The organism is Streptococcus sp. HMSC072G04 (assembly GCF_001813295.1).
Classification (GTDB): domain Bacteria; phylum Bacillota; class Bacilli; order Lactobacillales; family Streptococcaceae; genus Streptococcus.
In genome coordinates, this window is sequence record NZ_KV812035.1 from 82,029 (window position 1) to 106,530 (window position 24,502).

Below are 24,502 nucleotides of genomic sequence, written 5' to 3' on the forward strand. Positions count from 1 at the left end.
GGCATGAGACCAGAATGGAATCTTCACTTCTTCATAACCATCCAAGCCTTGAAGATTCTTAGCCGTAATGGTGAAGGTCCCCTCTGAATCTGATTTTTCAATAGTCAAATCTGCTGAAACAGGAGATTCCTGTTGAGGAACACTCTCATTTCTTACTGCTACCACTCGTGCGCGTGCGCCATATGGTGCACGACTAGCTACCACAGCTGGTGCTGGTTGCTCTGATACAACCTTGTCGCTAGTGCCCTTGTCAGAAGACTGGTTATTGCTAAGAGTCGGTGTGATAGGTGCTGCCTCTGTTGCAACGGTATTTTCTGTCTGAATACCTTTCTCAACTCCCACTTCTTCGCTCACGGTATTCTGTGCTTCTGATGAAGTTGTTGTTGCAACGATAGCTGATGTATTTTCTGGTGTTTGATCAGACGCATGTTGCTCATCGGCTTTGACTTGTTGTGTCGAAAAAGCCAACAAAACGGCTGTCCCAGCATAAAAAATAAGATCTTTCTTTTTCATGTATCTTCCTTACAATTTTTTATACGGTTGTACCCACATAGTAGTATTATAGCACAAACCGCCGGATCAAGAAACAATATCATGAGAAGAATCCTATTTTTAAAGAAAACAGAAGGCCAGATTGGCCTTCTGATTAGCTTATGCAAAAATTGAGAAGAAAGGTGCTCCAAGCTTGTTATCCATCGGGTCCTTACTCTTAATAGAGTGAAGATAATTGATGGAGTACCAGCCGTTGTTGCCGCTATTATATGGATCGCGAACATAGGTTCTTCCATTGTCATAACCATGCAAGACCAATTCATGAGTATAAGGATCACTAGTAAATTGGCTATTACCTACTGCAGCAAGTACATGCTTGCCAGCCATGAGGGCTTCTGCAATGCCTCCAGCTCCATTAATCAATTGGCTCTTCAAGCCCCAGTTACGAGTGGCAGCTACAATCCCATCAGAATCTGTTCCTGCTTCACCTTTGTTGAATGAATCCGTATTGTTGTAGAGATAATCAGCTACTGTTGTTGGCAAAATAGTTCTACCTAGGATATCTGTGAAGGTCATAGCAAGGGAGGTTGGCACACAACCTGACTGATCGACATTGCTCACACCGTAATATTTTCCAGCCCAACGAGGATCCCGTTGAGAATAATAGGTTGTTTGTGGATTCACCTTTTGATTTCGTGGAGACAAGGCTGTCTGACCGAGGTTAAAACCTTCAACTCCTCCATCTTTGTAGTCTACATAGACGTGAGTGGTATAGTTGCCCGCTTCATTACCGTGATTATTGGCAGAGACAGTGATCTCTGTGTGCATACCTGTCGGCGTTGCGGAATACCAGTAAAGATTTTCTTGATGAGCTTTAGACCAAGCTGCGACACGAATATTCTTAATCTGACGTCCCTGAGGTGCTTGATCTACAGCTACTGTATAAGTCCCGTTCGTTGCATTGACATTCTTGATAGCAGCTTGCGTCTTGGTCATGGCATTTCTAACTTCTACGTCTGTAGTAGTGGTACCAATACCGATCCGAGAACCATCATTTTGAATGTAATAAAGGTGAACATGGTACTTACCAGTAGAGTTCTTATGATCGCTCGCTTTGACCGATACCTTGTAATCTCCGTTCGCTTGGCGTGTTGCTTCATACCAGCGAATATCGTCTTGGCCATCCTTATCAGACCAAGTAGGAACTTGCACAGTCTGCACCCCTTTAGGGCTGTAGACATCCTTGATGATGACGTCAAATGTTCCTGTATCCTTATTGTTGTTTTGGATCAAGAGAGTGCCGGTTGGACGTGATTGATTTTTGTAATCAATAAAGGCTTTCTTGACAAACTTGTTTTGGCCTTGAGCGTCCACATAGAAGACCTGCGCTTCGTATTTGCCATCAGCGTTTTCGTGGTCACTAGCTTTGGCCGTTACAGTATATGAACCGTCTGCCTGGCGAGTTGGCGTGTACCAGATGATATCTTTCATCCCATTGGCATGAGACCAGAATGGAATCTTCACTTCCTTGTAGCCGTCGAAGCCTTGAAGGTTCTTAGCCGTGATGGTGAAGGTCCCATCTTTTTCTGATTTTGTAATGGTCAGATCAGCAGATGGTTTAGAAGCTGTGTAATCGATAAAGGCTTTCTTGACAAACTTGTTTTGTCCGTTAGCATCCACATAGAAGACCTGCGCTTCATACTTGCCATCAGCGTTTTCGTGGTCACTGGCTTTGGCCGTTACAGTATATGAACCGTCTGCTTGACGAGTTGGAGTGTACCAGATGATGTCTTTCATCCCATTGGCATGAGACCAGAATGGAATCTTCACTTCCTTGTAGCCGTCGAAGCCTTGAAGATTCTTAGCCGTGATGGTGAAGATGCCATCTTTTTCTGATTTTGTAATGGTCAGATCAGCTGCGACAGCATTGACCGGTTTTGTCGCCGTATAATCGATAAAGGCCTTTTTCACAAATTTGTTTTGACCTTGAGCATCTACATAGAAGATCTGCGCTTCGTATTTGCCATCAGCGTTTTCGTGGTCACTAGCTTTGGCTGTTACAGTATAAGAACCGTCTGCCTGGCGAGTCGGAGTATACCAGATAATGTCTTTCATGCCATTAGCATGAGACCAGAATGGAATCTTCACTTCTTTATAACCATCGAAACCTTGAAGGTTCTTAGCTGTAATGGTGAAGGTACCGTCTTTTTCTGATTTTGCAATAGTCAAATCAGCTGACACTGGTGTCTGATTTTTCTTTCCAATGGCTACTGTCGTCGTTGTTCCACCTACACCTGTCATTTGTCCATTGTTCTGAACATAGTAAAGATGGACATTGTAAAGACCGGTTGAGTTTTTATGGTCCGCTGCTTTTACATTGACGGTATAGGTCCCATTTGCTTGACGATTAGCTGTATACCAAACAAGGTCATCTTGACCACCTGTTTCTGACCAGATCGGTACAGAAACGGTTCGAACTCCATTTGGTGCCTGAACATTTGAGATGACAACGTCAAAGCGGCCCGTCATAGTATCGTTATTGACAATATCAATCTTCCCACTTAAGCTGCCTTCTGTTGGATCCGCTGCAGGTTTTGCGTTCGCTGTGAAGCGACCGGTATAGTCCACACTGTGGTCAAAGAGGTGTTTTCCTGGAAGCAATTCCGCTTGAGAAGTGAACTGCCAGGCGCCAGCTTTCCCATTGTAACGCAAGCTTTTCGCATCGTTTACAGACAGTTTTGGAGAAGGGTATTGGGCAACCCAGAAATTCTGAAGACCAAATTGAGCGGTGTTGACAGGACCTTTCTTGCGAAGATTGTTTTCATCCAACCAGCTAGCACTGGTGTAGAACATCAAGTTGGTGTAACCATTTTTACGCATTTCGTCCGCCCAAGCTTGGGTGTTGCGGTTAATATTTGGCTGCATCTTGGCATCCTCAAAGTCATTGACCATGAGGGTGTTCTTTGGAAGATTCAAGCGTTGCGCTTCTGCAATGTAGAATCGCGCTTCTGCACGCGCTGCTTCCTCAGAAGTATAGCGTGAGAAGTGGTAGGTCGATACTTGCAGACCCGCAGCCTGTGCATTACGAATTTGGTTCTCCGCATTTGGGTTCTTGTACCAAGTGTCTTCTGTCAATTTGACAACGACACCGCCCACGCCTTTATTAGCTAGGGTACGGTAGTCGCCAATACTAATGTCTCCGTTGTGGCTACTCACATCAACGAATGATTTTGGTTGAACCGCCACATCTGTTGAACGACCAGCAGGAGCGTGAGCGCCTGTGTTAAAGAAGGTCGTGCTTCCTGTATTAGACGGAAGAGGAGTTTCTTCTTTCTCAGTCGTCGATGCTTCTGTAGCTTTCTCTACAGATGGGGTTCCACTTTCTGAAGCCGTGGTCTTGCTCGCAGGTGCTACAGACTGTTCGGTCACATTTGCTGGTGCTGCATAGTTACTTGCGATAGGTGCTACCGACTTTTCAGCAACGGCCACTTCTGGCACTTTTTCAGCTTGGACTTGCTTGCCTTCAGTAGTAGCGGCCTCGTTTGAAACCAGCTCATCTGCACTGACTCCCTGAGCAGATACAGCCATCAAGACTGCCGCTCCGGCATAAAAAATAAGATCTTTCTTTTTCATATAAACTTCCCTTTATACAAATTTTATACGTTAATCATTTTACCACACGGTTTCAGCGATGAAAAGTTTTATAAGGCAAATTTTTAAAATTAGTGATATTTTTTTGAAAAACTAAAAAAAGAAGTCTGTCTGACTTCTTTTGATCTTATGATAAATGCTTTAAGGCTGTCTTTAAATAGTGACCATCTCGGATTTCCTGACCAACACGCTTGGCATTGTCTACCAAATCTTGGTAATCGGCATCTGAAAGATTGTCGATTGTCTCCTTCAAGTCATGAAGAGACTCCACTGCAATCCCACAGCCCTTCTCAAGCACAAAGTGAGACAAGGCTGACTGTTTCCACACCACCAGCGGGAAGCCCGATGCTAGATAAAGCGACGCCTTGTGAGAGTTGTTGTAGCGAAGGTACTCGCCAAAAACACCACTACAGGTTTCCGCACTATCCCCATCCCAGACAAGTCCAAAACCACCCTCAAGGGCTGCAGGAAGCTCATCCGGTAGGAAGGATCCAAAATAAGTTTCATTCTCTAAAGCTCTACTCTCATCAAAACCAACACCATAGAGATTATAGGCAGGTTGTGCAGGAAGAGCATAGAGATAACCAGCTTTTTCCTGGGCCAAATTACCTGCCACAATCATCGGCTGGTCTTTTGTTTGCCCACTCTTCTCTTGGAAATTTGGAATCAAATAGTCGAAAATGCCAAGGCTGACAATCTTATCTTCCGCAATTCCTTTATCCACCAAGACAGATTTCATCACCGGGTTGTGGGCGATGATCCCATCAGCTGCTTTGAGAAAACTTGCTTCTTGAAGGTACATCCGAATTCTGTGTTTTAAAGGTAGTGAAGTCATGTTGGCATGGCGAAGCACTTCTAGGTCATGAATCAAGAGATAGACTTTAATCCCTCTTTTTTGTACTTTTTTAACCAAATGGGTTGAGAAAAAACTATGGTGAAGCATTGGAAACTGGATCAACAACTCATCTCCTTGCTTTAGTTGATCCAAGGCTTGTCCAAAAGCCTTTGCCTTATGGCGTTGAGCCGCAAGGGTACTCATTTGATACCAATTGTCGACGGACAAGACCAAGGGGTGATAGCCTTCTTCTTTTACAATACTTTCTACGTCATTGCGCGCTTTATTTCCCGCGTTCTTTGCGTTGACATCATGCAGGAATTCTTCTTTTAAGTAGTATTTCATAGATTATCGTTTCTCTTAATCAAACTCATTTGCCACGACTTCTAGAGCACGCTCAATGACCACGTGCATGTCGTAGTATTTATAATCTGCCAAACGTCCACAGAAGATAACCTTGTCATTTTTGGCTGCTTCTTCTTGGTACTTAGCAAACATGGCATTGTTCTTTTCATCATTGATGGGGTAGTAGGGCTCATCGCCTCGTTTCCAATCAGCTGGGTATTCACGGGTAATCACCGTCTTCGGTTGAGTCCCATACTCGAAGTGCTTGTGCTCAATGATCCGAGTATAAGGAACTTCACGCTCGGTGTAGTTGACCACAGCATTACCTTGATGATTTTCCTCATCCAAAACTTCGTGTTCGAAACGCAGACTACGATATTCCAACTCCCCATGTTTGTAGTCACAGTACTGGTCAATCATACCTGTAAAGACAACTTTATCAGCTGAAGCTTCAAGCTCTTCACGATTGGCAAAGAAATCAACCCCAAGTTCTACTTCTACATCACCCAACATGTTTTCAATGATGACGTTGTAACCACCGATTGGAATCCCTTGGTAACGGTCATTAAAGTAGTTATTATCAAAGGTCAAACGAACTGGTAGACGTTTGATGATAAAGGGTGGAAGGTCTGTGGCAGAACGTCCCCATTGTTTTTCAGTGTAGCCCTTAATCAACTTTTCGTAGATATCTGGGCCGATCAACTTGATGGCTTGTTCTTCCAAGTTCTTCGGTTCAACATCTTTCATGTCAGCTGTCTGCTCAGCAATCTTGTCCTTGACTTCTTGAGGAGTCTTGGTTCCCCACATAGCATAAAAAGTATTCATGTTAAAGGGAAGATTGTACAGATTGCCCTTGTAGTTAGCTACTGGTGAGTTGATATAGTTGTTGAATTCAGCGAACTGGTTGACATAGTCCCACACTTTTTTGTTGGACGTATGGAAAATGTGGGCACCGTACTTATGGACGTTGATGCCTTCAACCTCCTCACAGTAGATATTTCCACCAATGTGATCTCGCTTGTCAATCACTTTTACTTTTTTACCACGTTTTGTAGCTTCATGTGCGAAAATGGCTCCAGACAAACCAGCACCAACAATCAGATAATCGTACATAATAGACTCCATTTTTCTATTTTAAAATATATCTAAGCTCTCAGCCGTATCATAGACTCATAGCTATAGATTAGATCTTCAAATCCCCCCAATTTCCTCACTATAAGAGAGGGAATGGTTCGGCTTCTTTTTGACAACTTCTGTCGCAAAAAGTGTGAACATAAAGATGTTATAAGTCGGTACAAACCAAAATGCTTCAATCATACAGTTAATTGCAATGAGGGACAAGATCGCAACAAATAAATAACGCCCCTTCTTGAATTCATATTTTGAAACAATGACATAAATGCCGACTAATAAAGCAACCGGTACGATACCATATGTAAATAACATCTGAACATAAGACGAATCGACATAATTATAATTGAGGACAGACTCTGTGCTTCCTCCGGATCCAATAAACTGAACCTCTCTTGTTCCAAACCAATTCAAAGGATATAAATTAAAAGCATTTTTACCCAAGGCTAACCGACCTGTAATGAATTGATTAATTTGAACATAAAGTGGAGATGACCAGGAGAAATGATAGGTCAAGTAGATCATTCCGCTTGAAAAAAGGATGATCGAATAGGGCAACAAGTGGTACAACTTCAACTTTTTCTCTTTTGTGAAATAGAAGAAGAGAAAGAGCAAGACAGCGACCAAAAGCGAGATCGCATTCATACGAGCGTCACAGAACTTGATAATAAAGAGAGCTAGAAGAACGCCGCTCAGAGATCGTAAGCCAATATACCGATCTTTTAGCAAATAGGAGATTGCGACATAAAGGTAGAAACAATGGGCTGCGAAATCTGTTGGATAGATAAACCCAAATGAATTACGGATAACAGCACCCCGACTATATTGTAAGTTTGGAACTACCTTTAACAGTGACAATAGAAATACTGTAAGGACTATCGTACCTGCAACACCTACATAAGTTTTTAAAATGACTTTCCTATCCGCATTGACCAGTAAAACCATTAAGAGAGAATAAACTAAGAAATTTAACTTATCCGTCTTGAAATAAACCATAACAGCTACCATCAATAACATGGCAGACAAGATTAGATAATGATAGGGAATCGAGATTTTATTAAAAAAACGAAGCAATAAGAGAGCTACAACCACTAAGAGGGAGCTCGCACCAACATGCAAAAAGCCCTTATTTAACATCGTAGTGGATATTGTATTAAAGAAGATCACAATCGAGACGACAAAACCAACCAGTAGATCGTCAAATTTCATTTTTATCATTAAATTACCTGATAAAGAATTTTTAAAGAAAAGCTCATTCTGTTTAGATTAGAAGGCCTGCTTAGGGAACACCCCTGCTATAGCATTCTTTTCTAAAGATTTTGTTTACTTAAAAATTCATATCCTTCCTTTCTACTCTCTACTGTTTATTTAAAAATTGTTGTTTTAATTCTTTCACATCTACCACTCTCAGAGATAGGATAGCGATCAGATAAATGATCCCACCAAGCACCGCATACACGAGTACATTCAGAGTAGGGGTGAAATGTAGGAATGGTTTTATAAGGAGCAAGAGGCCATACATCACAGCAGATGCAAAAATAATTTTTGTCATAGACCCAATAATTGGAACTTCCCTGAGGTAATGACGGGTATAGTACAATTGAATCAGCCATACCAAGGATTCTGTTAAGACGGATACAATGGCTGCACCGATAAAACCAAAATGAGGTAAGAAGAGCACATTCAACCCGACACTGACGATAGCAGGAATCGTAGTTGACAGCATAAATTCTTTGTTCTTATCATGCGGGATGAGAATTTGAATCCCCATGATATTGGTCCATCCGATGAAGAACATACGGAAGATCATGATAGCGATGGCATAGCGAGCATCTTGGAAATCCTTCCCTAAGAAGAATCGAACAAAGTCATCGTTGACGATCAGCATACCCGCAATAATTGGGAAAATGACCAAATTATAGATCAAAAAGGACATTTGGTGCATCTTATTGACAGCCTTGTGGTCTCCTGAAGCCAAGAGACTCGCCACGCGCGGAAGCATGACACTTCCTAAAGACGTCACAAGGGTCAGCAAAATATTAACCAATTTCAAGGCCTGGTCATAAATCCCTACATCCTTTGTAGAGGCGAGAGCACCCAGCATAGTTCGATCCAAGGTGACATAGAGGGAAATGGCAATCTGCGGTAAAAAGAGCAGAATGACCGGTTTTAAGTGCACCCGTGCATAAGCCAAATCAAAATGGGCTTTCCCAATGAACTCCCGAGCAGGTAGCCACATGCTGAGCTGACCTAAGAGCTCAAAGATAGTGAGTAAGAATACATAGAGATACAAATCATTGGCAGATTTGACAAACAAGAAGATGGAGATGACTCCAACCAGTTTGACCGTGATATTCCGAACCGTAATCTTGCGGAAGTCCTCTAACCCCTGAAAAAGCCAGGAGATATCGAGTCCCTTAGAAACCAAGCTAAGTCCTAAGATATAAGCGACAGGATTTTGCATGGAAGGTAGCGCCAAGCACAGCAAGACATAGAGTAGGATGGACACAAAGGTCGCTCCCAACTGGAGGGTATAAATCCCCCAGAAATTCTTTTGAATGTCTTTGCGGTGTCCTGAGATCTCCTTGGTTCCGTAGTTAGCCACTCCCAAGGTCGCCAAAAGGATAAAATAGGTGACGATGGAGTTGAAATAACCATAGGTCCCCAAGTCATTCGAGCTAAAGACCCGTGTCACATATGGGGTGGTGATAATCGGCAAGATAATCACCAGCAACTGGTAGGAGAGATTATAGGCGTAATTTTTTAACACTTTCATGACTGTCTACAATCCCCACTTGAAGACCGTTTTAAACGGTGTGATCAAATCCGTCGCAAAAGCTCGATGAATATCTGGAATGGTTTGAACTTCTCCATCAACGTGGATAATGTTTTTCAAACGACTTTGGACTCGACGATTAGCCAGCATCTCTACAGCCCGCTCGAAATCTTCACGACCTGAGCGAGAAGACCCTACAAAAGTCAAGCCCTTTTCAAGAACATCCCTTGTATTGACTGCGACCCGGTTGTCACTAACCCCCATCAACATCACAGTTCCTTGGGGTTTGATATGATCAATAATATCATTGATGGCTGGTTCGCTTCCTTGACCACCAGTACATTCAAAGGCGTGATCAAACCGTTGATCGTCTGTCAACTCGCTGGTCAAAATCGCCTGATGGATAAAATTAAACAATTGCAGTTTATCACTATTGCGCCCTACGACCGTAATTTTCAACTCTGGGTAAAGATAGTGCAAAGAAGTCGCAACAACATATGAAAGACTACCGTCACCTAAAATCAAAACTGACTCTCTTCGTTGGTGGGCAATAAGATCAAATCGATGAATGGCATGCATAGCAACACTACTAAACTCCGCTAAAGCTGTCACAGGGCCTCGAACTTCCTCTGGGTAAGCCACTACACGATCCAGCGGTAAGGCAACCACTTCCTGCATAAAGCCATTAAAACCACTAGACAAGAAGTGTGTCCCCTCCAAATAATTTTCAAAGAAGGCACCCTCTGATTGATGGGGAGGCTGATTGGGAACCATAGCCACGATCTGTCCTGGTTGATAGGTCCCCGTAGGATCCGCTACCACGATACCAGACGACTCATGGATCAGGGCCATGGGTAATTTCTTTTTAAGCACTTTAGGATCCCGCTTCCCTTGATAGTAACGTTGGTCCGCATGACAAATAGCCATGTAATAAGGGCGAATCAACACCTTGTCTCCACGGCTCATGTCTTCTTCTTGGTATTTGATGGTGATGTTTTTCGGCTGGGTCAGCTGAAAGATTTGGTTCAACATATTAATTGTCCTCAATCATACCGCGTGCAATTTTCAAATCTGTAATCGTCGTAATTTTAATATTGGAATATTCCCCTTTTGCAAGGGCAACTTTTTTGCCATTAATGACAAAGATCTTGCAGGCATCTGTCAAGACTTCTTTCTGCTGGTCACTCAAATCATGGTACAAGGCAAGGAAGTCTTTCATTTTGAAGGTTTGAGGGGTTTGACCCTGATAGAGGTATTGACGTTCTGGGATATCCGTGATAAAGGTATTATCTAAGCTTTGAACAATGGTATCGGTCGCTTCGACCACTGTATCCACCACATCATGACTCTTAGCTAGTTCAATGTTTTCTTGGATAGTTTTGAGGCTGACAAAGGGACGAACGGAATCATGAGTGACGATAATATCCTCATCTGTTAAAGGTTGCACCTCATCGATAGCCAAGATGATGTTTTCGATGGTAGAGTTGCGGTCACTTCCTCCCTCTACAACCACGATCCGATCCTTATAAGAAGCCAAGTATTTGTCGACCAGGTCTTCCGTATAGGTCACCCAGTCCGGATGAATCCCCAATACAATCTTTTGAATCTCATGGACTAATAAGAACTTCTCAACGGTATGGATTAAAATAGGACGTCCCCCCAAATCCAAAAATTGTTTGGGCATATCCGTAATCCCCATCCGTGAGCCTGTCCCACCTGCTAAAATCCCTGCATAAATCATCCTAAACCTCCTGTGTTGTCTCATTTCCCTTCTCTAGAACATGGCTATTTAGCAATCTAGCCTAGTTTTGCTCTCACCTTTTGATACAAATGAGGAGAAAGGAGCAAAAGAAGGTATTTGAGTTTATTTTTTCTTGTAATATGTGAATTGATTAGAATATCTTTCCAATAGCGACGATACTCTTTGCGAATCTTATTGACTTGGTCATACATTTGAGAACCTAATAAGGCATGGACCACATGCAAGCCATTAAAGACATAGCGGGTATTGACCGCTTTTTTCATTTCCGGATCATCAGGATAGTCTCGCTCGACATAGGCTCTGTTCCATTCCATGGCCTTGTAGAAATTCAAGAGCCGATCGCTATAAGAAGAATTGACGATACTCCCTGGTCTTCGATAGTATTTATAAAGATTTAGATCGCTAACTGCAATTTCCTCACAACAAGCAATATGTTCATAAGCAACAGCCAAATCTTCATAAATCATTCCTTCTGGATAGGGATGTTGGAGTAAGATCTCTTTCTTGTAGAGTTTTCCTCCTGAATGGGTCCCAACGTGGTGACCATAGAACATTTCTATCAGAGCTGTATGGCGTTCTAATTTCCTAGCGCCCTTTTCATTTAGATCTCCTGAAAAATCTTTGTCCTCATAACTTCTGACTTCAATGACCGGGGTCGATACGAGGTCAACATTATACTGGTCTTTCAATCCCATTAAATATTCAACAGTTCTACGATCATAATAATCATCTGAATCAAGGAAGATAATCCAGTCAGTTGTCGCAGCTTTCACTCCTGTATTTCGAGCATTAGACAATCCCCCATTTTGAAGATGGAGCACTCGAATACGGTCATCTTCCTGAGCATACTGGTCACAAATTTCTCCTGATCGATCCGTCGATCCATCATCGACTAGGATGATTTCAATATTTGAATAGGTCTGTTGTCTAAGACTACCGACACTATACTGTAAATACTCCTCGACATTATAGACCGGTATGACAATCGAAACCTTTTCCATTATGCTAATCCCTTCATGATAATTTCTACAATCTGTTGACAAGCCGTTCCATCCCCATAAGGATTACTTGCCTGGCTCATCTTCTCGTATTCATCTTGGTCTTCCAGAAGGAGCTTGAAGTTGCGATAGATGTTTTCTTCTTCTGTTCCGACCAATTTCAAAGTCCCTGCAGCCACACCTTCTGGACGCTCTGTCGTATCACGCATGACAAGGACGGGCTTCCCTAAAGAAGGCGCTTCTTCTTGGACGCCACCTGAGTCCGTCAAGATCATATAGCTTTGGTTCATGAAATTATGAAAATCAATCACTTCCAAAGGCTCAATGATTTTCATTCGCTCATTCTCTCCAAAAATCTTGCTAGCCAATTCTCTGACTTTTGGATTTTTGTGAATAGGATAGACCACCTTGACATCTTCAAACTCTTCTAAAATCCGGTTGACCGCACGGAACATGTGCTCCATAGGTTCTCCAAGATTCTCGCGACGGTGGGCCGTCAACATGATGAGCTTGCTTCCTTTTGCCCATTCCAATATAGGGTGGTCGTAGTCTTCTTGGACTGTAGTTTTTAAGGCATCAATAACGGTATTTCCTGTAACGAAAATATTGGTCCGTCCTTCTTTTTGAAGATTCTCTTTTGAAACCTGGGTTGGAGCAAAATTGTAATCTGCCACTATGGAAGTAGCTTGACGGTTAAACTCTTCAGGGTATGGGCTTTGGAGATTGTAAGTCCGAAGGCCTGCTTCCACATGCCCCACTTTGATGCCCATATAAAAGGCCGCCAAAGCTGTTGCAAAGGTGGTTGTGGTATCTCCATGGACGAGGACAATATCAGGTTTTTCATGCTCCAAGACTGGTTGGATTTTTTCCAATATAGAGGTCGTGATGGTAAATAATGTTTGATTGGCCTTCATAATGCCTAGATTATAGTCTGGAACAACACGAAAAACGTCTAAGACTTGGTCCAGCATTTCCTTGTGCTGCCCTGTTACACAGACTACCGTTTCAATGGTATCGTGTTGTTTGAGTTCATTGACCAAAGGACACATTTTAATGGCTTCTGGGCGCGTCCCAAACACTAACATTACTTTTTTCATTTTGAACCCTTCCTCATCGATTGGTAAAAGTTGCGATAGTTGTTTAAAAAGATCGGATAGCTAAACTTGTTATCATAATCTCTCTTTGCTTGAGCAGCTAAAGAGGCTCTTTTCTCAGGATCCTCTGCCAATTTTTTAATTGCTTGAGCTAAGGCTTGCGGATCCTCAGCTGGGACGAGGATCCCATTGCCAGAATTCACCACTTCGTTCACACCTGGAATATCTGTTGCAATCATGGTTTTGCCGTTCATAAAGGCCTCGATTGCGACCAATCCAAATCCTTCAAAGACAGACGGAAGGACACAAAAGTCAAAGCTATTGATACACTCTACCACGTCGCTTCGGTAGCCCAAAAAATGAATTCTTTCTTCAAGAGCCAATTCTTTTGTTTGATTTATCAAATCATTTTTTAATTCTCCGTCACCGACAAGAAACAAGGATACACTTGGATTTGTCACAAGTGACATGGCTTGGATCAGGTAGGGTAAGCCTTTTTGTTCGGATAAGCGAGCGATACAGCCTATTTTGATACCGTCACATTTAGTAATTTCATTTACTGTATGCTCACTTTGTTTCATTTTCACTCCATTATAAATCACAACAGAGTTTTTTGACCTTACATCATTAAGGATATTTTCCTGGACAGCTTGACTGACAGCAACCGTTCGAGCCTTTCCTAGGGCGAATTTATAAAGTGGTAATTTATCCTTGAAAACATTATGGGCTGTGTAGACATGGATCAATTTTGGATGGCGCATCTGTAACAAACGAATATAGAAAGCAGCCATCCGGTGATGGGTGTGAACAAGAGTGATCTCATTTTCTTTGATGATCTTGGAAAGACTAGCAAGAATCTTAAGCACAGTAGCTGGCTGTTTGCTATCGACGTCTAGAATCCGATGGTGTTGAATCCCATTCTCTGCTAGTTTTTCTTCCCACAATCCACCAGTAGACGCAACATGAACCTGGTCAAATTCATCCTTGAGGTCTGTCGCCAACTGATAGACAATGCGTTCTGCCCCACCGATATCCATGGTCCGCGAAATGTGCAGAATATTATTTTTTTGCTTTCCGTTTTTCATGTACTACTCTCTTAATAAAAGTGGCATTTCCGACAAAATAGCGCTTAAAGAGCCGTTTTGGCTCATTGGCCACACGGAACAACCATTCCAGATTGGCCTTTTGCATCCACATAGGTGCCCGCTTGATATGTCCTGAAAGGACATCAAAGCTTCCTCCTACTCCCATAAAGACAGAATTGACTCCATTGTCCATAAACTTCTGGATCAAGTACTCTTTTTTAGGAGAGGTAATGCCAACAAAGACAAAATCTGGATTCTTCTCACGAATATCCTCTTGAATAGCCTCCTCCTCTTCAGCAGAGAAATAGCCATTGCGATGGCCCACTACTCGGAGATTTGGATAATCCTTTTTAAAGATGGCCAACATATCGGTCAAGACTTCCTCTTTTGCCCCGAAGAAGTAGACCGAGTAGCCTTTTTCATTGGCTAAATGGAGCAATTCCTGCATCAAATCAATGCCTGCCACGCGCTCTGGTACAGCATAACCCAAATAGCGCGCCGCGAGAACAACAGAAGCGCCGTCTGCATTAATGATTTCAGATTCATTGACAATCTTCTTGATGGCTTCGTCTGTCGCACACTGATTGAGCTTATCTGCGTTGACCCCCATCAAATGGAGTGGTTTTTTATCTCGTACAAATTCTTCTGTAGCAGCAACGGTTTCTGCCATTGTTAAAGGGTCAATTCTGACCCCCATCATTGTAAAACTTTTCAAGCTTATTCTCCCCAAGTGGATTCAAAGTGACCTTTTTGCTCTGATTCTTCTGGCAACTTCATATAATCGCCATAGATCTTTGTCAGATAAGCATCCGGATCAGCATGACCACTGATTTTAATAGTTTCAAAATCAAGGAGTTGTGGCTCCCCAAATACCTCTTTGTAGGCCAATTCTCTCTCGCGATAGGATCCTAAGACATTTCCCACGAGATCACTTGTCTCAAAGTCATATTTTTTGATCGTATTTTGTAACTTCTGATTGATTTTTTCAGTATTTAGTAACTTGTCTAGGTGAAGGATCTTAGAGACCTTCACAATTGTATTTTCAAAGAAACCTCGGTCGCGATTGTGCAATCGATTGATGACAGATATTTTTGAAAGGGCACGGTAATACTTAATTTTATTGGTGTGTAAGAAATAGTGGAAACCATCTGATGGGTAACCATCTAAAGGAAACACATCGATAAAAGGACTACACACAACCCCACCAAATTCAATTTGAAGGGAAGTATCCATGATGGAGGTATTGCCTAAATTATCATCATGAATTCTTAGGATAACATGATCCGGCAATTCCTTTTCGCAAATTTCCAGGAATTTTTCATAATCTTTTCTAGGCATTCCCAAATCCATATCGTCATCCCAGGGAATAAAGCCCTTGTGACGAATGGCGCCCAACAAAGTACCCCCTAAAGCATAATATCGAAGATTGTGTTTTCTGCAAATTTCAATATACTTTTCTAGTAAGGATAATTCTCCTAATTGAATCTGTCTAACTTTACTCACGGGCTACTTCGCTCCTTCTTTTCTAAGTACAACCTTCACGGTCTTGAGCAAGATCTGAATGTCTCTCCAGATCGTCCAATCATCCATGTACGCAACGTCCAGTTTGACCACTTCGTCAAAATCCTTGATTTCACTGCGTCCGCTCACTTGCCAAAGTCCCGTAATACCTGGTTTGAAGCTGAGTCGGCGTTTTTGGGCTGGCGTATATTCTTGGTATTCGTCAACCGTTGGGGGACGAGTCCCGACCAGACTCATATCACCGATCAGAACATTGTAAAATTGTGGCAATTCATCGAGACTGGTCTTACGGATAAAGCGTCCGATTGGCGTTACCCGCGGATCATTTTCCATCTTGAACATGCCACCTGTCATGGTATTTTGTGCCATGAGATCTTTCTTAATTTCTTCGGCATCCACACGCATGGAGCGGAATTTATAGAAGTTGAAATACCGTCCGTTCTTTCCGACCCGTTTTTGTACAAAGAAGGCAGGTCCACCATCTTTGCGGATTAGAGGAACCAAAACGATACTTACTAGTCCACAAATCAAGAGTCCAAAGAGGGCTCCTGCAATGTCCAAAAGACGTTTGGCAAATACGTGGCTCGGTTTGTAGAAATTGGTTGAGAAAGTGACGACACTTAGTCCCCCGACTTCTCGAACCCGTTTATTGCCTAAGGAAGCGAAGTTAAAGGCATTGAGATTGACCGATACATCGATCCCCATACTCTCAAACTCCGAGACCAAGTCACTAATATTGTAGTCCTCACTTGGCAGATTGATAAACACTTCATCCACCACTTCCTTGGTCACAAAGTTCATCATTTGATCTGGCTGCACCACCCGTACACCCGAATGGGTAAAATCCGTATCGTCCATGACGGTGACACCGATCAATTCCCCATGATAGAGGCTGGGCGAATGCAGAATATCAAAGACTTTTTCCATCCGACTGGTCGCTGTGATCAGGAAAATCTTTCTCGAGCTTTTTCGCCGTGGTGAAACAGACTTCCGGTATCTCTTCAGCAAGAGATCCATGACATAGACAGAAAAAGTATTCAAAAGAAAGAAGTAGATCATCCCCCGACGAGAGATGGAAAAGACCCCATCGAGCATAAAAGAGGTAAAGGTGATCCCAACAGCGAAAAACACATTGTATTTCAAAACCTGAAAGAGCTCATCCAAGTAGCCCCTGCTGTAAAAACGATAGGCAATATTGCTAATGTAGAAAGCTACAAAATGTAAGAGATAGAGAATGGCGATCGTCTGTGACGTGTATTCTGCATCCTTAAAAAGACTCACAATGTAAGCTGAAAATAGGACAGCTAAACTTTGAAAGAGAACAATATTTAGTTTTTCCAGTTCAATTCTTTCTTCTCCCATTTCCCCTCAATCCTATTCTTTACTTTTTCCCGTACTCTCCGTAAGATCCGTATCCTCCATACGAACCATATTCAGCAGCTTTAATGTTAAATTTATTGAGCACAACTCCCAAGAAAGGTGTGCCTGTTTGTTCTAATTGGTCCTTAGCTTTTTGGACAGCCTTGCGTCCATTGGCGCCAGATTCCGTGATCAAGACAGTTCCATCACAGCGTTGAGCAATAATGGCCGCATCAATCACCACCCCGATTGGAGGCGTGTCGACAATGATGTAGTCAAAATGCTCACGCAGGGCATCCATCATCACGGTGAAGTTCTTGCTTTGCAAGAGACCCGTTGGGTTTGGTGCTACCTGTCCAGACTCGATGATATCCAAGTTTGGAAAATCAGTCGCATACAAGATTTGGTCCAATTGGCTACGACCAGATAAGAAGTCGGTCAACCCTTGAATCTTATCCCGGCTACGGAAAATCCCTGTCATGACAGAGTTCCGGATATCACAGTCGACCAAAAGGGTCTTGTAACCCGCACGCGCAAAGGCAACCGCCAAGTTGGTTGAAGTGGTTGATTTTCCTTCATTTTCTTGAACAGATGAGATGGCGATGACTTTTAAGTCCACCCCACTCAATTGGATATTCGTCGCAAGGGCATTGAAGTACTCTTCGGCCTTCCGAATTTCTTGTAATTTGTTTTTTGAAATTTCTAACGTATTCATGCGATCCCCAGTCTACAGTTTCTTAATATCTGGCACAATACCAAGTAAGGTGAAGCCCATCAACTCTTCGATATCTTCTGGTCTCTTGACACGATCGTCCAAGACTTCTACTACGACCATGAGAACCACCATGAGGCCTGCTCCAGCAATAAAACCAAGGAGGACATTGCGTCGGATATTTGGTGAAGAAGGTGATTGAGGCACTTCTGCTTCATCCAAAGTCGTAACATCTGACACCTTGGTCACAGAAATGATCTTTTCAGCTGCTACATTCCGAAGGCCATTGGCAATGCGAGCCGCTTCTTTTGGATCTCCGTCCTTAGCCGTGATCGAAAGGATACGAGTATCTGTTGGAACGGATACACTGATCTTTTTCGACAACTCAGCTGGTGTCATATCGAGTTTCAATTCTTCGATGGCTTGGCTCAAGACATTTTGAGAAAGAATGATTTCACGGTAGTCCTTAACCAAGTAAGAACCAGCCTGCAAATCAGAGTTTGTCAAGGCATTGTTATCTTGGTTTTGACGACTGACCACGTAGATCCGGCTAGTACTTTGGTATTCTTTCTTGGCTAAAAAGGCACTGTAGCCAAATGCTGCAATGGCAAAGACAAGAGCGACCAAAACGATCGAAAACTTGCGTTTCCATAGGGTCTTCAGCATAGCGAAAACATCAATTTCCACTGCTTGATTTTCTTGATTGTTCATTTCCTAATTACTCCTTCATGTGGATCTCTCCACCTGTTTCCTGGTTAGATTAATTCATCCGCTAACAAGAGTTCTTGATTGCTGACAAAGAGAGCTTGTGCTCGTCGTTCTCCGTATTCTTCCTTGATCAAGCGATAGGCTTCTGCCATATAAGGCGGTCGTTTATCCACATTGTGCATATCACTGGCAACAAAGTGCACCAAGTCTTTTTCTAAGAAGTACCGAGCTCGTTTTTTGAGTTGTTTTTGTTCATCCCCAAAGAGGCGAGGCTTGAGAACACTGGAACTATTGATCTGCATGTAGCAGCCCATGTCAATCATCTCTTGCACGCGCTCCTCATTTTTCTCCAAGCACTTGTAGCGCTCGATATGGGCCACCACTGGTGTCACACCTAGATGGAGCAAACGGTCCAAGGCCGTATGGATCTCCTTATAAGGTGTTCCCATGCTGAATTCAATCAGCGCAAAGCGCGTATCTGCCAAACGCGGAATGATCTTTTCTTCCAGTTTTTTCAAGACATCATTAGTAAAGTAGATCTCTGCCCCGTAATGAATCGTCAAATCTGGCGCGACCTCTGCCGCAATTTTTTTCACTTCTTGAAAATTTTCAGAAATCTTTTCTTCGGGAGTTTCAAACATCCCCTTGCGACGATGAGAAGTGGAGATAATGGTCCGCACCCCTTGGCGATAGCTTTCTTCCAATAAGGCACGCGTATCTTCTCTTGTCTTTGGTCCATCATCCACATCAAAGACGATGTGCGAGTGGATATCAATCATTTTTCTTTTCCTTCCATTACTTTTTGAATGGTTTCCTTGGCCTTGGTCAAGCTAGCTTGATCCAACTCCATAACATAGAGGTTGTAACCAGGCATAGCATAAGACGGCAAGTCATTTCGTCCTTGACCGGTAATCGCTTGAGAAGTCACCTCATAAGAACCACCCGTTTCTAACTGGGTATTGATCAAGTTCATCATAGTCGGCAACTGCATATTGGTTTGGACAGAATCTTGGAGGTTTCCGATAATCTCATTGTAGTTGCTTAAGACCTTGGTAGAGGTCAACTTTTTGATAATGGCCGCAATGACTTTTTCTTGGTTTTTCCCACGGTCATTGTCGCCACCTTGAAGAGAGTAGCGTTCTCGGACAAAACCGAGGGCTTGCTCTGAATTCAAATGAACCTTTCCAACTGGGAAATGGAACTTGCCATGAAGGCTCGTAAATTCTTGGTCATTTTCCACATCGATTCCCCCTAGAAGGTCAATCAACTTGAGGAAGGAGGTGAAATTGAGACGAACGTAGTAGTTGAGCTTGATATCATAGAGATTCTCAAGGGTATGGATCGAAGCATCCACTCCGTAGATCCCCGCGTGGGTCAACTTATCATTTTGGTTGTTACCACCATCTGCAATCGGTACATAGGCATCCCGCGGCGTCGTTGTCAATAGGACTTGCTTGGTCTTCCGATTGACGGTCATGATGATATTGACATCTGAACGAGAAACCGAGGTTACCGGCCCATAGGTATCGATCCCGCTGACATAGATGTTAAAGACATCCGCATTGGCAGATACCTTGCTCGTCGCTGCCACTTCTTTTCGGATCTTGTAGGAATAGATTTTCTTCAACTTCTTCGCATAGTCCGCATCTTCTGCGGCAATGGTATCCTCAAAGGTACTGTTGAGGACCATAGCAGAAGCATTCCCTTCTTGCAGGCTCTTATAGGCATCAAGATAAGTCGGTGCATCCACTACAGAAATTTCCTGACCCTTGGTCTTTTTGATGTTGTCCAAGAGGGCAGTAAGATTAGCTTCGTTATTGTTGCCCTTTGGGGCCACCACTTCCTTGATTTCTTTGATATCTTTGATGTCACTGTCTTTCTTGACATAGACAGCCATCTCAAACTCTGTATAGTTAGAGTGGCCATTGACATTACTGGTCAGATTCAGCAGCTGTTGACTAGCAAACAAAACTCCTGAACTAGCCAATAAGCCGACAAGAAGCAAGACCAAAGTTGTTTTTTTGGCCTGATTTTTGATCACAAACCAAGCTGATAAGAGCAAGAGAAGAGCTAGTAGTGCAATCACGAGAACATTGACATAGCGAAAAGCCAAGATGTTATTGGCCAACATGGTATAGGTCGCCCAACTTGTAGTCATAAGCAAAAAAATAAGCAATACGGAATTAATGATTCGCAATTGCCCCCACTTATGCTCTGAACGACGACTCCGTCTCCTTTGTGACATAAATACCTCCAATTAGTCCTAATTATATTTATTGTAACATATTTTTAGCAAAAAATGCATTAATTATCACTTTTTTGTCCATTATGTACATTTAAAAAGTAAGCGTTTTCCGAAACGGGCGAAATCCCTTGTATACTTATGCAGAGAATCCAAAAAAACCGGGTGAAAACCCCGGTTTTTTGAAGATTCTACAAAAGATCATCTCGTTTGACCTGCTCAAAACTTTCTTTACCGTCATTGAGCTTGTCCCAGATGACGACTTTTCCTTCTTTGAGGGATTTTTGAACATCAATGATCCGCTGGTTAGAAGAGCCACGAAACTGCAACATGAGGTTGCGTTTGCTCTTATCATAGCGGCCATCAACCAGAATATCAATCAGCGAGAGAAGCTCTAGTTTGTCTGGCGTCTCTAGCATCATTTCTTCCCAAGTGTAGCCAGTCCAAGACCAAATGTCTTTGTCGGGCAACTCTTTCCGAATGCGTTTAACGAGAGGCAAAAGAATTCCAGTATTCAGGAATGGCTCTCCACCAAGCAGGGTCAAGCCCTGGACATAGGGTTGGGCCAGATCAGCCATGATCTGCTCTTCTAACTCTTTGGTATAGGGAATACCTGCATTGAAAGACCAGGTCGCTACATTGTAACAGCCCTCACAGTGAAACATGCAGCCGGCCACATAAAGGGAATTGCGCACCCCTTCGCCATCGACAAAGTTAAAAGCCTTGTAGTCGATGATGCGCCCTTGACTCAGTTCCTCACTCTTCCATTCGCCTGGTTTAGGTGTATTCCATGTCATCCTTCTACTCCACTTCTATCCAATAACGCTCCGTTCCATTTCGAACATCTTCAAATTGGCTGCCATTAGCTAAGATAACCGCTCGACTGGCCGGATTGTCCGTGCTACAAGTCACCAGAGCACGATGGATGTTCTTTTCTTTAGCTACTCGCATACCTTGACGGAGAGCTTCCTTGGCATAACCCTTGCCTCTTTCAGAGGGACGGATGGAATAGCCAATATGACCAGCATAATTCAGCAATCCCTCATTTAGTCTCAGCCGTAGATTCAAAAAACCTAAAGCATGACCTGATTCATCAAACAATACGAACTGAATTGATGGAACGCGATTTTCAGGCAAGTTTATTCCCATTTCTTTATTAAGGTTAGTTTCTAGCCACTCCTCATAATCAAAGTTCTCAGCATCCCAAAAGCCGCCGTCGTGGGCCGACTGGGTCTCTTCGAACTCTGTCATCATGTTTAGAATGGCCTCTTTATCCGCTAGAGTTGGTCTACGTAATTTCATCTTTACCTCCCCATAAGAGAAAAGTGAGAGCGGACTCTCACTTTTATTTTTTCTTAGCCTTTTTTAAAAATTGTTCTCTCAGGCTTGCTACTCGGTCTTTTTTATTGACTCCACCTGTTGAATGTTTCTCGTGGAATCGTTGCACCTGAGCCTTGCCCTTATCATCTAATTGGTATTTTCCCATAATGTCCTTTTCTAATCTATCACTTCATGTCCACCATACTTGATGGTAGATCCATTCATGTGTTTGACCCGCGCAGCGATTTCTTTATGTCGTCCATTGACCATGGGGCGAGCTTGTGGGTTTCCTAGATAACCACAGGTCCGTTTGACCACATCAACCGTTTTAGGATCGCTATTGCCACAGTTTGGACAAGCAAATCCGCGCTCAGTCGGCGTGAAGTCTCCTTCAAAATCACACTTGTAACAACGGTCAATCGGTGTATTGGTTCCGAGATAACCGACTCGGTCATAGGCATAATCCCAAACCGCCTCAAGGGCTTTTGGATTTTGTTGGAGCACAGGGTATTCACAATAGTGGATAAAGCCACCAGAAGCCCCTGCTTCAGGATAAATTTTTTCAAAATCCAACTTCTCAAATGGGGTTGGGTTCTTACGAACATCGTAGTGGAAACTATTGGTGTAGTATTCCTTGTCTGTGATATCCGGAACCTTCCCAAATTTCTCCGTATCCAGGCGACAGAAGCGGTCTGTCAAGCTTTCTGACGGTGTCGAATAAATAGAGAAGTGGTAATCATACTGGTCAGACCATTCTTCCACGCGCGCTTTCATATCCTTGATGATATCGATCGTGAATTGTTTGGCTTCTGGATTGTGTTCCCAATTTGGACCATAAAAGACGGTTGCAACTTCATAGAGTCCGATATAGCCAAGAGAAACGGTTGCTCTGCGATGACGGAAGAGCTGATCTACCTGGTCATATTTGCCCAAGCGTTTCCCGAAAGCGCCATATTGGTAGAGAATCGGTGCATTGGCTGGTGTCGCTTCTTTGGTGCGTTCCACCCGGTAAACCAAGGCATCTTCAGCGATGTTCATCCGTTCATTAAAGATTTGCCAGAATTTCTCCTTGTCTCCGCCAGATTCCAAGGCAATTCGAGGTAAATTGACCGTCACGACTCCAAGATTCATCCGGCCAGAATTAACTTCCACACCATTCTCGTCCTTCCAACCTTGAAGGAAAGAGCGACATCCCATGGGCACCTTGAAGGAGCCTGTCAATTCTACAATCTTGTCATAAGAGAGGACATCTGGATACATGCGTTTCGTCGCACATTCCAAGGCCAATTGCTTAATATCATAGTTAGGCGTTCCAGGCTCTAAGTTGAGTCCCCGCTTGAGGGTAAAGATTAATTTTGGAAAAATGGCTGTCCGATGTTCCGATCCAAGACCCTTAATCCGAATTTCCAGAATCGCCTTTTGGATTTCCCGTTCGAAGCGATTGGTTCCAAGGCCAAAACCAAGCGAAGTGAAAGGAGTTTGCCCGTTTGAAGTAAAGAGGGTATTGATCTCATATTCTAGCGATTGCATGGCATCATAGATGTCTTTTTGAGTCTTACTCCAAGCATAGTCCTCTTGCTTTTCAGGAAGTACCCACTCTTTGGCATCCGCTAAGTGTTTTTGGTAGTTCTTTTCTGCATAAGGGGCCAAGACTTCATCGATCCGGTCTGCTGAACAGCCACCATACTGACTAGAGGCCACATTGGCAATAATCTGCGAGATTTGTGCCGTTGCAGTTTGGATAGACTTAGGACTTTCGACTTCTGCATTCCCGATTTTGAAGCCATTTCTGAGCATGCCTTCAAAATCGATCAAACAGCAGTTGGTCATCGGTGTATAAGGGCTATAGTCCAAATCATGGTAGTGGATGTCCCCTTTTTGGTGAGCATTGGCTACGTGTTTGGGCAACATTTTAAGACCAATAGACTTACCAACGATCCCTGCCGTCAAGTCCCGTTGCGTATTAAAGACATCACTGTCCTTATTGGCGTTTTCATTGACGACGGCTTGGTCCTTATTGAGGAGTTTGCCAATTGTAAAGTTGATATCCGTCGCTTTTGAGCGCTCAAAATCCCGCTGGGTGCGATAAGTAATGTAGCTCTCTGCAATCGCATATTCATTAGCTTGAAGCAATTCATGCTCGACGACATTTTGAATCTCATAGATCTTCACGCCATTTGGAAAACGTTCCAAAATCTCTGCGATCACACGATCGACAATGGCTTCTAGTTTGGCTTCCATCACGGGAGTGAGAGAAGTCACTTCTTCTGTCGCCTTCAACAAGGCTTTATAAATTTTTTCAACATCGAATGGAACACGACGGCCATCTCGTTTTTCAACAAAAATATCCGGGGCCATTCTCAGTTTTTCTTCTCTCAAGGTGATCATACCAAACATGCCTCTCTTCATTTATTTACATACAAGTTGTATTATACCACTCCAAAAATAAAAATCAATATCTTGTGGTAAAA

General features: G+C 43.0%; 21 protein-coding genes and 1 pseudogene. All 22 read right to left on the reverse strand.

Annotated features, from left to right (window positions below):
* Positions 1-513, reverse strand: a pseudogene (locus tag HMPREF2904_RS11965) (hypothetical protein); the annotation flags it as partial.
* 138 nt (positions 514-651) lie between these two features.
* Positions 652-4,125 (reverse strand): GBS Bsp-like repeat-containing protein, encoded by a 3,474-nt coding sequence (locus HMPREF2904_RS07660; RefSeq protein ID WP_070661564.1) that lies wholly within the window; start codon positions 4,123-4,125, stop codon positions 652-654.
* Positions 4,126-4,270: 145 nt separating this feature from the next.
* Positions 4,271-5,323, reverse strand: a complete 1,053-nt coding sequence (locus HMPREF2904_RS07665) for a glycosyltransferase (RefSeq protein WP_070661567.1) — start codon at positions 5,321-5,323, stop codon at positions 4,271-4,273.
* Between the two features lie 15 nt (positions 5,324-5,338).
* Positions 5,339-6,436 carry a UDP-galactopyranose mutase gene (gene glf / locus HMPREF2904_RS07670; RefSeq protein WP_070661570.1) on the reverse strand — a complete coding sequence of 366 codons (1,098 nt, stop codon included), beginning with the start codon at positions 6,434-6,436 and terminating at the stop codon, positions 5,339-5,341.
* A gap of 78 nt (positions 6,437-6,514) precedes the next feature.
* Complete coding sequence (locus HMPREF2904_RS07675; protein WP_070661573.1) at positions 6,515-7,672, reverse strand: polysaccharide polymerase; 1,158 nt, start codon at positions 7,670-7,672, stop codon at positions 6,515-6,517.
* A gap of 139 nt (positions 7,673-7,811) precedes the next feature.
* Positions 7,812-9,230: a flippase gene (locus HMPREF2904_RS07680; RefSeq protein ID WP_070661576.1), complete on the reverse strand. Its 1,419-nt coding sequence runs from the start codon at positions 9,228-9,230 to the stop codon at positions 7,812-7,814.
* Positions 9,231-9,236: 6 nt separating this feature from the next.
* A complete protein-coding gene (locus HMPREF2904_RS07685; protein WP_070661579.1) occupies positions 9,237-10,262 on the reverse strand; it encodes a zinc-binding dehydrogenase in 1,026 nt (341 codons plus the stop codon).
* Position 10,263: 1 nt separating this feature from the next.
* Positions 10,264-10,971, reverse strand: coding sequence for an IspD/TarI family cytidylyltransferase (locus HMPREF2904_RS07690; protein WP_070661582.1), 708 nt, complete (start codon positions 10,969-10,971; stop codon positions 10,264-10,266).
* A 56-nt stretch (positions 10,972-11,027) separates the two neighbouring features.
* Positions 11,028-11,993, reverse strand: a complete 966-nt coding sequence (locus HMPREF2904_RS07695) for a glycosyltransferase family 2 protein (protein ID WP_070661585.1) — start codon at positions 11,991-11,993, stop codon at positions 11,028-11,030.
* On the reverse strand, positions 11,993-13,087 hold the full coding sequence (gene wecB, locus HMPREF2904_RS07700) for a non-hydrolyzing UDP-N-acetylglucosamine 2-epimerase (RefSeq protein ID WP_070661587.1): 1,095 nt from the start codon (positions 13,085-13,087) through the stop codon (positions 11,993-11,995). The genes HMPREF2904_RS07695 and wecB overlap by 1 nt, the downstream gene beginning before the upstream one ends.
* Positions 13,084-14,169 (reverse strand): glycosyltransferase family 4 protein, encoded by a 1,086-nt coding sequence (locus HMPREF2904_RS07705; protein ID WP_070661590.1) that lies wholly within the window; start codon positions 14,167-14,169, stop codon positions 13,084-13,086. The genes wecB and HMPREF2904_RS07705 overlap by 4 nt, the downstream gene beginning before the upstream one ends.
* On the reverse strand, positions 14,144-14,869 hold the full coding sequence (locus tag HMPREF2904_RS07710) for a WecB/TagA/CpsF family glycosyltransferase (RefSeq protein WP_371106549.1): 726 nt from the start codon (positions 14,867-14,869) through the stop codon (positions 14,144-14,146). Before HMPREF2904_RS07710 ends, HMPREF2904_RS07705 begins: the two co-directional genes overlap by 26 nt.
* A 17-nt stretch (positions 14,870-14,886) precedes the next feature.
* The gene (locus tag HMPREF2904_RS07715; RefSeq protein WP_070661596.1) at positions 14,887-15,672 is read right to left on the reverse strand and encodes a LicD family protein; all 786 of its coding nucleotides are present in this window, start codon (positions 15,670-15,672) and stop codon (positions 14,887-14,889) included.
* A gap of 3 nt (positions 15,673-15,675) precedes the next feature.
* Entirely contained in the window at positions 15,676-17,052 is a 1,377-nt protein-coding gene (locus tag HMPREF2904_RS07720) for a sugar transferase (RefSeq protein WP_049484064.1), read from the reverse strand.
* A 19-nt stretch (positions 17,053-17,071) separates the two neighbouring features.
* Positions 17,072-17,764: a tyrosine-protein kinase gene (locus HMPREF2904_RS07725; RefSeq protein WP_021154082.1), complete on the reverse strand. Its 693-nt coding sequence runs from the start codon at positions 17,762-17,764 to the stop codon at positions 17,072-17,074.
* A gap of 12 nt (positions 17,765-17,776) precedes the next feature.
* A complete protein-coding gene (locus HMPREF2904_RS07730) occupies positions 17,777-18,472 on the reverse strand; it encodes a Wzz/FepE/Etk N-terminal domain-containing protein (protein WP_070661600.1) in 696 nt (231 codons plus the stop codon).
* Between the two features lie 44 nt (positions 18,473-18,516).
* A complete protein-coding gene (gene cps4B / locus HMPREF2904_RS07735; RefSeq protein ID WP_070661603.1) occupies positions 18,517-19,248 on the reverse strand; it encodes a capsular polysaccharide biosynthesis protein Cps4B in 732 nt (243 codons plus the stop codon).
* Positions 19,245-20,714 carry an LCP family glycopolymer transferase CpsA gene (locus HMPREF2904_RS07740; RefSeq protein ID WP_070661606.1) on the reverse strand — a complete coding sequence of 490 codons (1,470 nt, stop codon included), beginning with the start codon at positions 20,712-20,714 and terminating at the stop codon, positions 19,245-19,247. The genes cps4B and HMPREF2904_RS07740 overlap by 4 nt, the downstream gene beginning before the upstream one ends.
* A gap of 188 nt (positions 20,715-20,902) precedes the next feature.
* Complete coding sequence (nrdG, locus tag HMPREF2904_RS07745) at positions 20,903-21,508, reverse strand: anaerobic ribonucleoside-triphosphate reductase activating protein (RefSeq protein WP_031574364.1); 606 nt, start codon at positions 21,506-21,508, stop codon at positions 20,903-20,905.
* A gap of 4 nt (positions 21,509-21,512) precedes the next feature.
* On the reverse strand, positions 21,513-22,013 hold the full coding sequence (locus HMPREF2904_RS07750; RefSeq protein WP_070661609.1) for a GNAT family N-acetyltransferase: 501 nt from the start codon (positions 22,011-22,013) through the stop codon (positions 21,513-21,515).
* Positions 22,014-22,056: 43 nt separating this feature from the next.
* Positions 22,057-22,197, reverse strand: coding sequence for a hypothetical protein (locus HMPREF2904_RS11500; protein ID WP_009731858.1), 141 nt, complete (start codon positions 22,195-22,197; stop codon positions 22,057-22,059).
* A gap of 11 nt (positions 22,198-22,208) precedes the next feature.
* Positions 22,209-24,419 (reverse strand): anaerobic ribonucleoside-triphosphate reductase, encoded by a 2,211-nt coding sequence (nrdD, locus tag HMPREF2904_RS07755; RefSeq protein ID WP_070661710.1) that lies wholly within the window; start codon positions 24,417-24,419, stop codon positions 22,209-22,211.
* Between the last annotated feature and the right edge of the window lie 83 nt (positions 24,420-24,502).

Bases quoted from the DNA above. Each gene is read 5' to 3' on its own strand.
- HMPREF2904_RS07660 (WP_070661564.1), bottom strand. From the start codon at position 4,125: ATGAAAAAGAAAGATCTTATTTTTTATGCCGGAGCGGCAGTCTTGATG.
- HMPREF2904_RS07665 (WP_070661567.1), bottom strand. From the start codon at position 5,323: ATGAAATACTACTTAAAAGAAGAATTCCTGCATGATGTCAACGCAAAG.
- glf (WP_070661570.1), bottom strand. From the start codon at position 6,436: ATGTACGATTATCTGATTGTTGGTGCTGGTTTGTCTGGAGCCATTTTC.
- HMPREF2904_RS07675 (WP_070661573.1), bottom strand. From the start codon at position 7,672: ATGATAAAAATGAAATTTGACGATCTACTGGTTGGTTTTGTCGTCTCG.
- HMPREF2904_RS07680 (WP_070661576.1), bottom strand. From the start codon at position 9,230: ATGAAAGTGTTAAAAAATTACGCCTATAATCTCTCCTACCAGTTGCTG.
- HMPREF2904_RS07685 (WP_070661579.1), bottom strand. From the start codon at position 10,262: ATGTTGAACCAAATCTTTCAGCTGACCCAGCCGAAAAACATCACCATC.
- HMPREF2904_RS07690 (WP_070661582.1), bottom strand. From the start codon at position 10,971: ATGATTTATGCAGGGATTTTAGCAGGTGGGACAGGCTCACGGATGGGG.
- HMPREF2904_RS07695 (WP_070661585.1), bottom strand. From the start codon at position 11,993: ATGGAAAAGGTTTCGATTGTCATACCGGTCTATAATGTCGAGGAGTAT.
- wecB (WP_070661587.1), bottom strand. From the start codon at position 13,087: ATGAAAAAAGTAATGTTAGTGTTTGGGACGCGCCCAGAAGCCATTAAA.
- HMPREF2904_RS07705 (WP_070661590.1), bottom strand. From the start codon at position 14,169: ATGAAAAACGGAAAGCAAAAAAATAATATTCTGCACATTTCGCGGACC.
- HMPREF2904_RS07710 (WP_371106549.1), bottom strand. From the start codon at position 14,869: ATGATGGGGGTCAGAATTGACCCTTTAACAATGGCAGAAACCGTTGCT.
- HMPREF2904_RS07720 (WP_049484064.1), bottom strand. From the start codon at position 17,052: ATGGGAGAAGAAAGAATTGAACTGGAAAAACTAAATATTGTTCTCTTT.
- HMPREF2904_RS07725 (WP_021154082.1), bottom strand. From the start codon at position 17,764: ATGAATACGTTAGAAATTTCAAAAAACAAATTACAAGAAATTCGGAAG.
- HMPREF2904_RS07730 (WP_070661600.1), bottom strand. From the start codon at position 18,472: ATGAACAATCAAGAAAATCAAGCAGTGGAAATTGATGTTTTCGCTATG.
- cps4B (WP_070661603.1), bottom strand. From the start codon at position 19,248: ATGATTGATATCCACTCGCACATCGTCTTTGATGTGGATGATGGACCA.
- HMPREF2904_RS07740 (WP_070661606.1), bottom strand. From the start codon at position 20,714: ATGTCACAAAGGAGACGGAGTCGTCGTTCAGAGCATAAGTGGGGGCAA.
- nrdG (WP_031574364.1), bottom strand. From the start codon at position 21,508: ATGACATGGAATACACCTAAACCAGGCGAATGGAAGAGTGAGGAACTG.
- HMPREF2904_RS07750 (WP_070661609.1), bottom strand. From the start codon at position 22,013: ATGAAATTACGTAGACCAACTCTAGCGGATAAAGAGGCCATTCTAAAC.
- HMPREF2904_RS11500 (WP_009731858.1), bottom strand. From the start codon at position 22,197: ATGGGAAAATACCAATTAGATGATAAGGGCAAGGCTCAGGTGCAACGA.
- nrdD (WP_070661710.1), bottom strand. From the start codon at position 24,419: ATGATCACCTTGAGAGAAGAAAAACTGAGAATGGCCCCGGATATTTTT.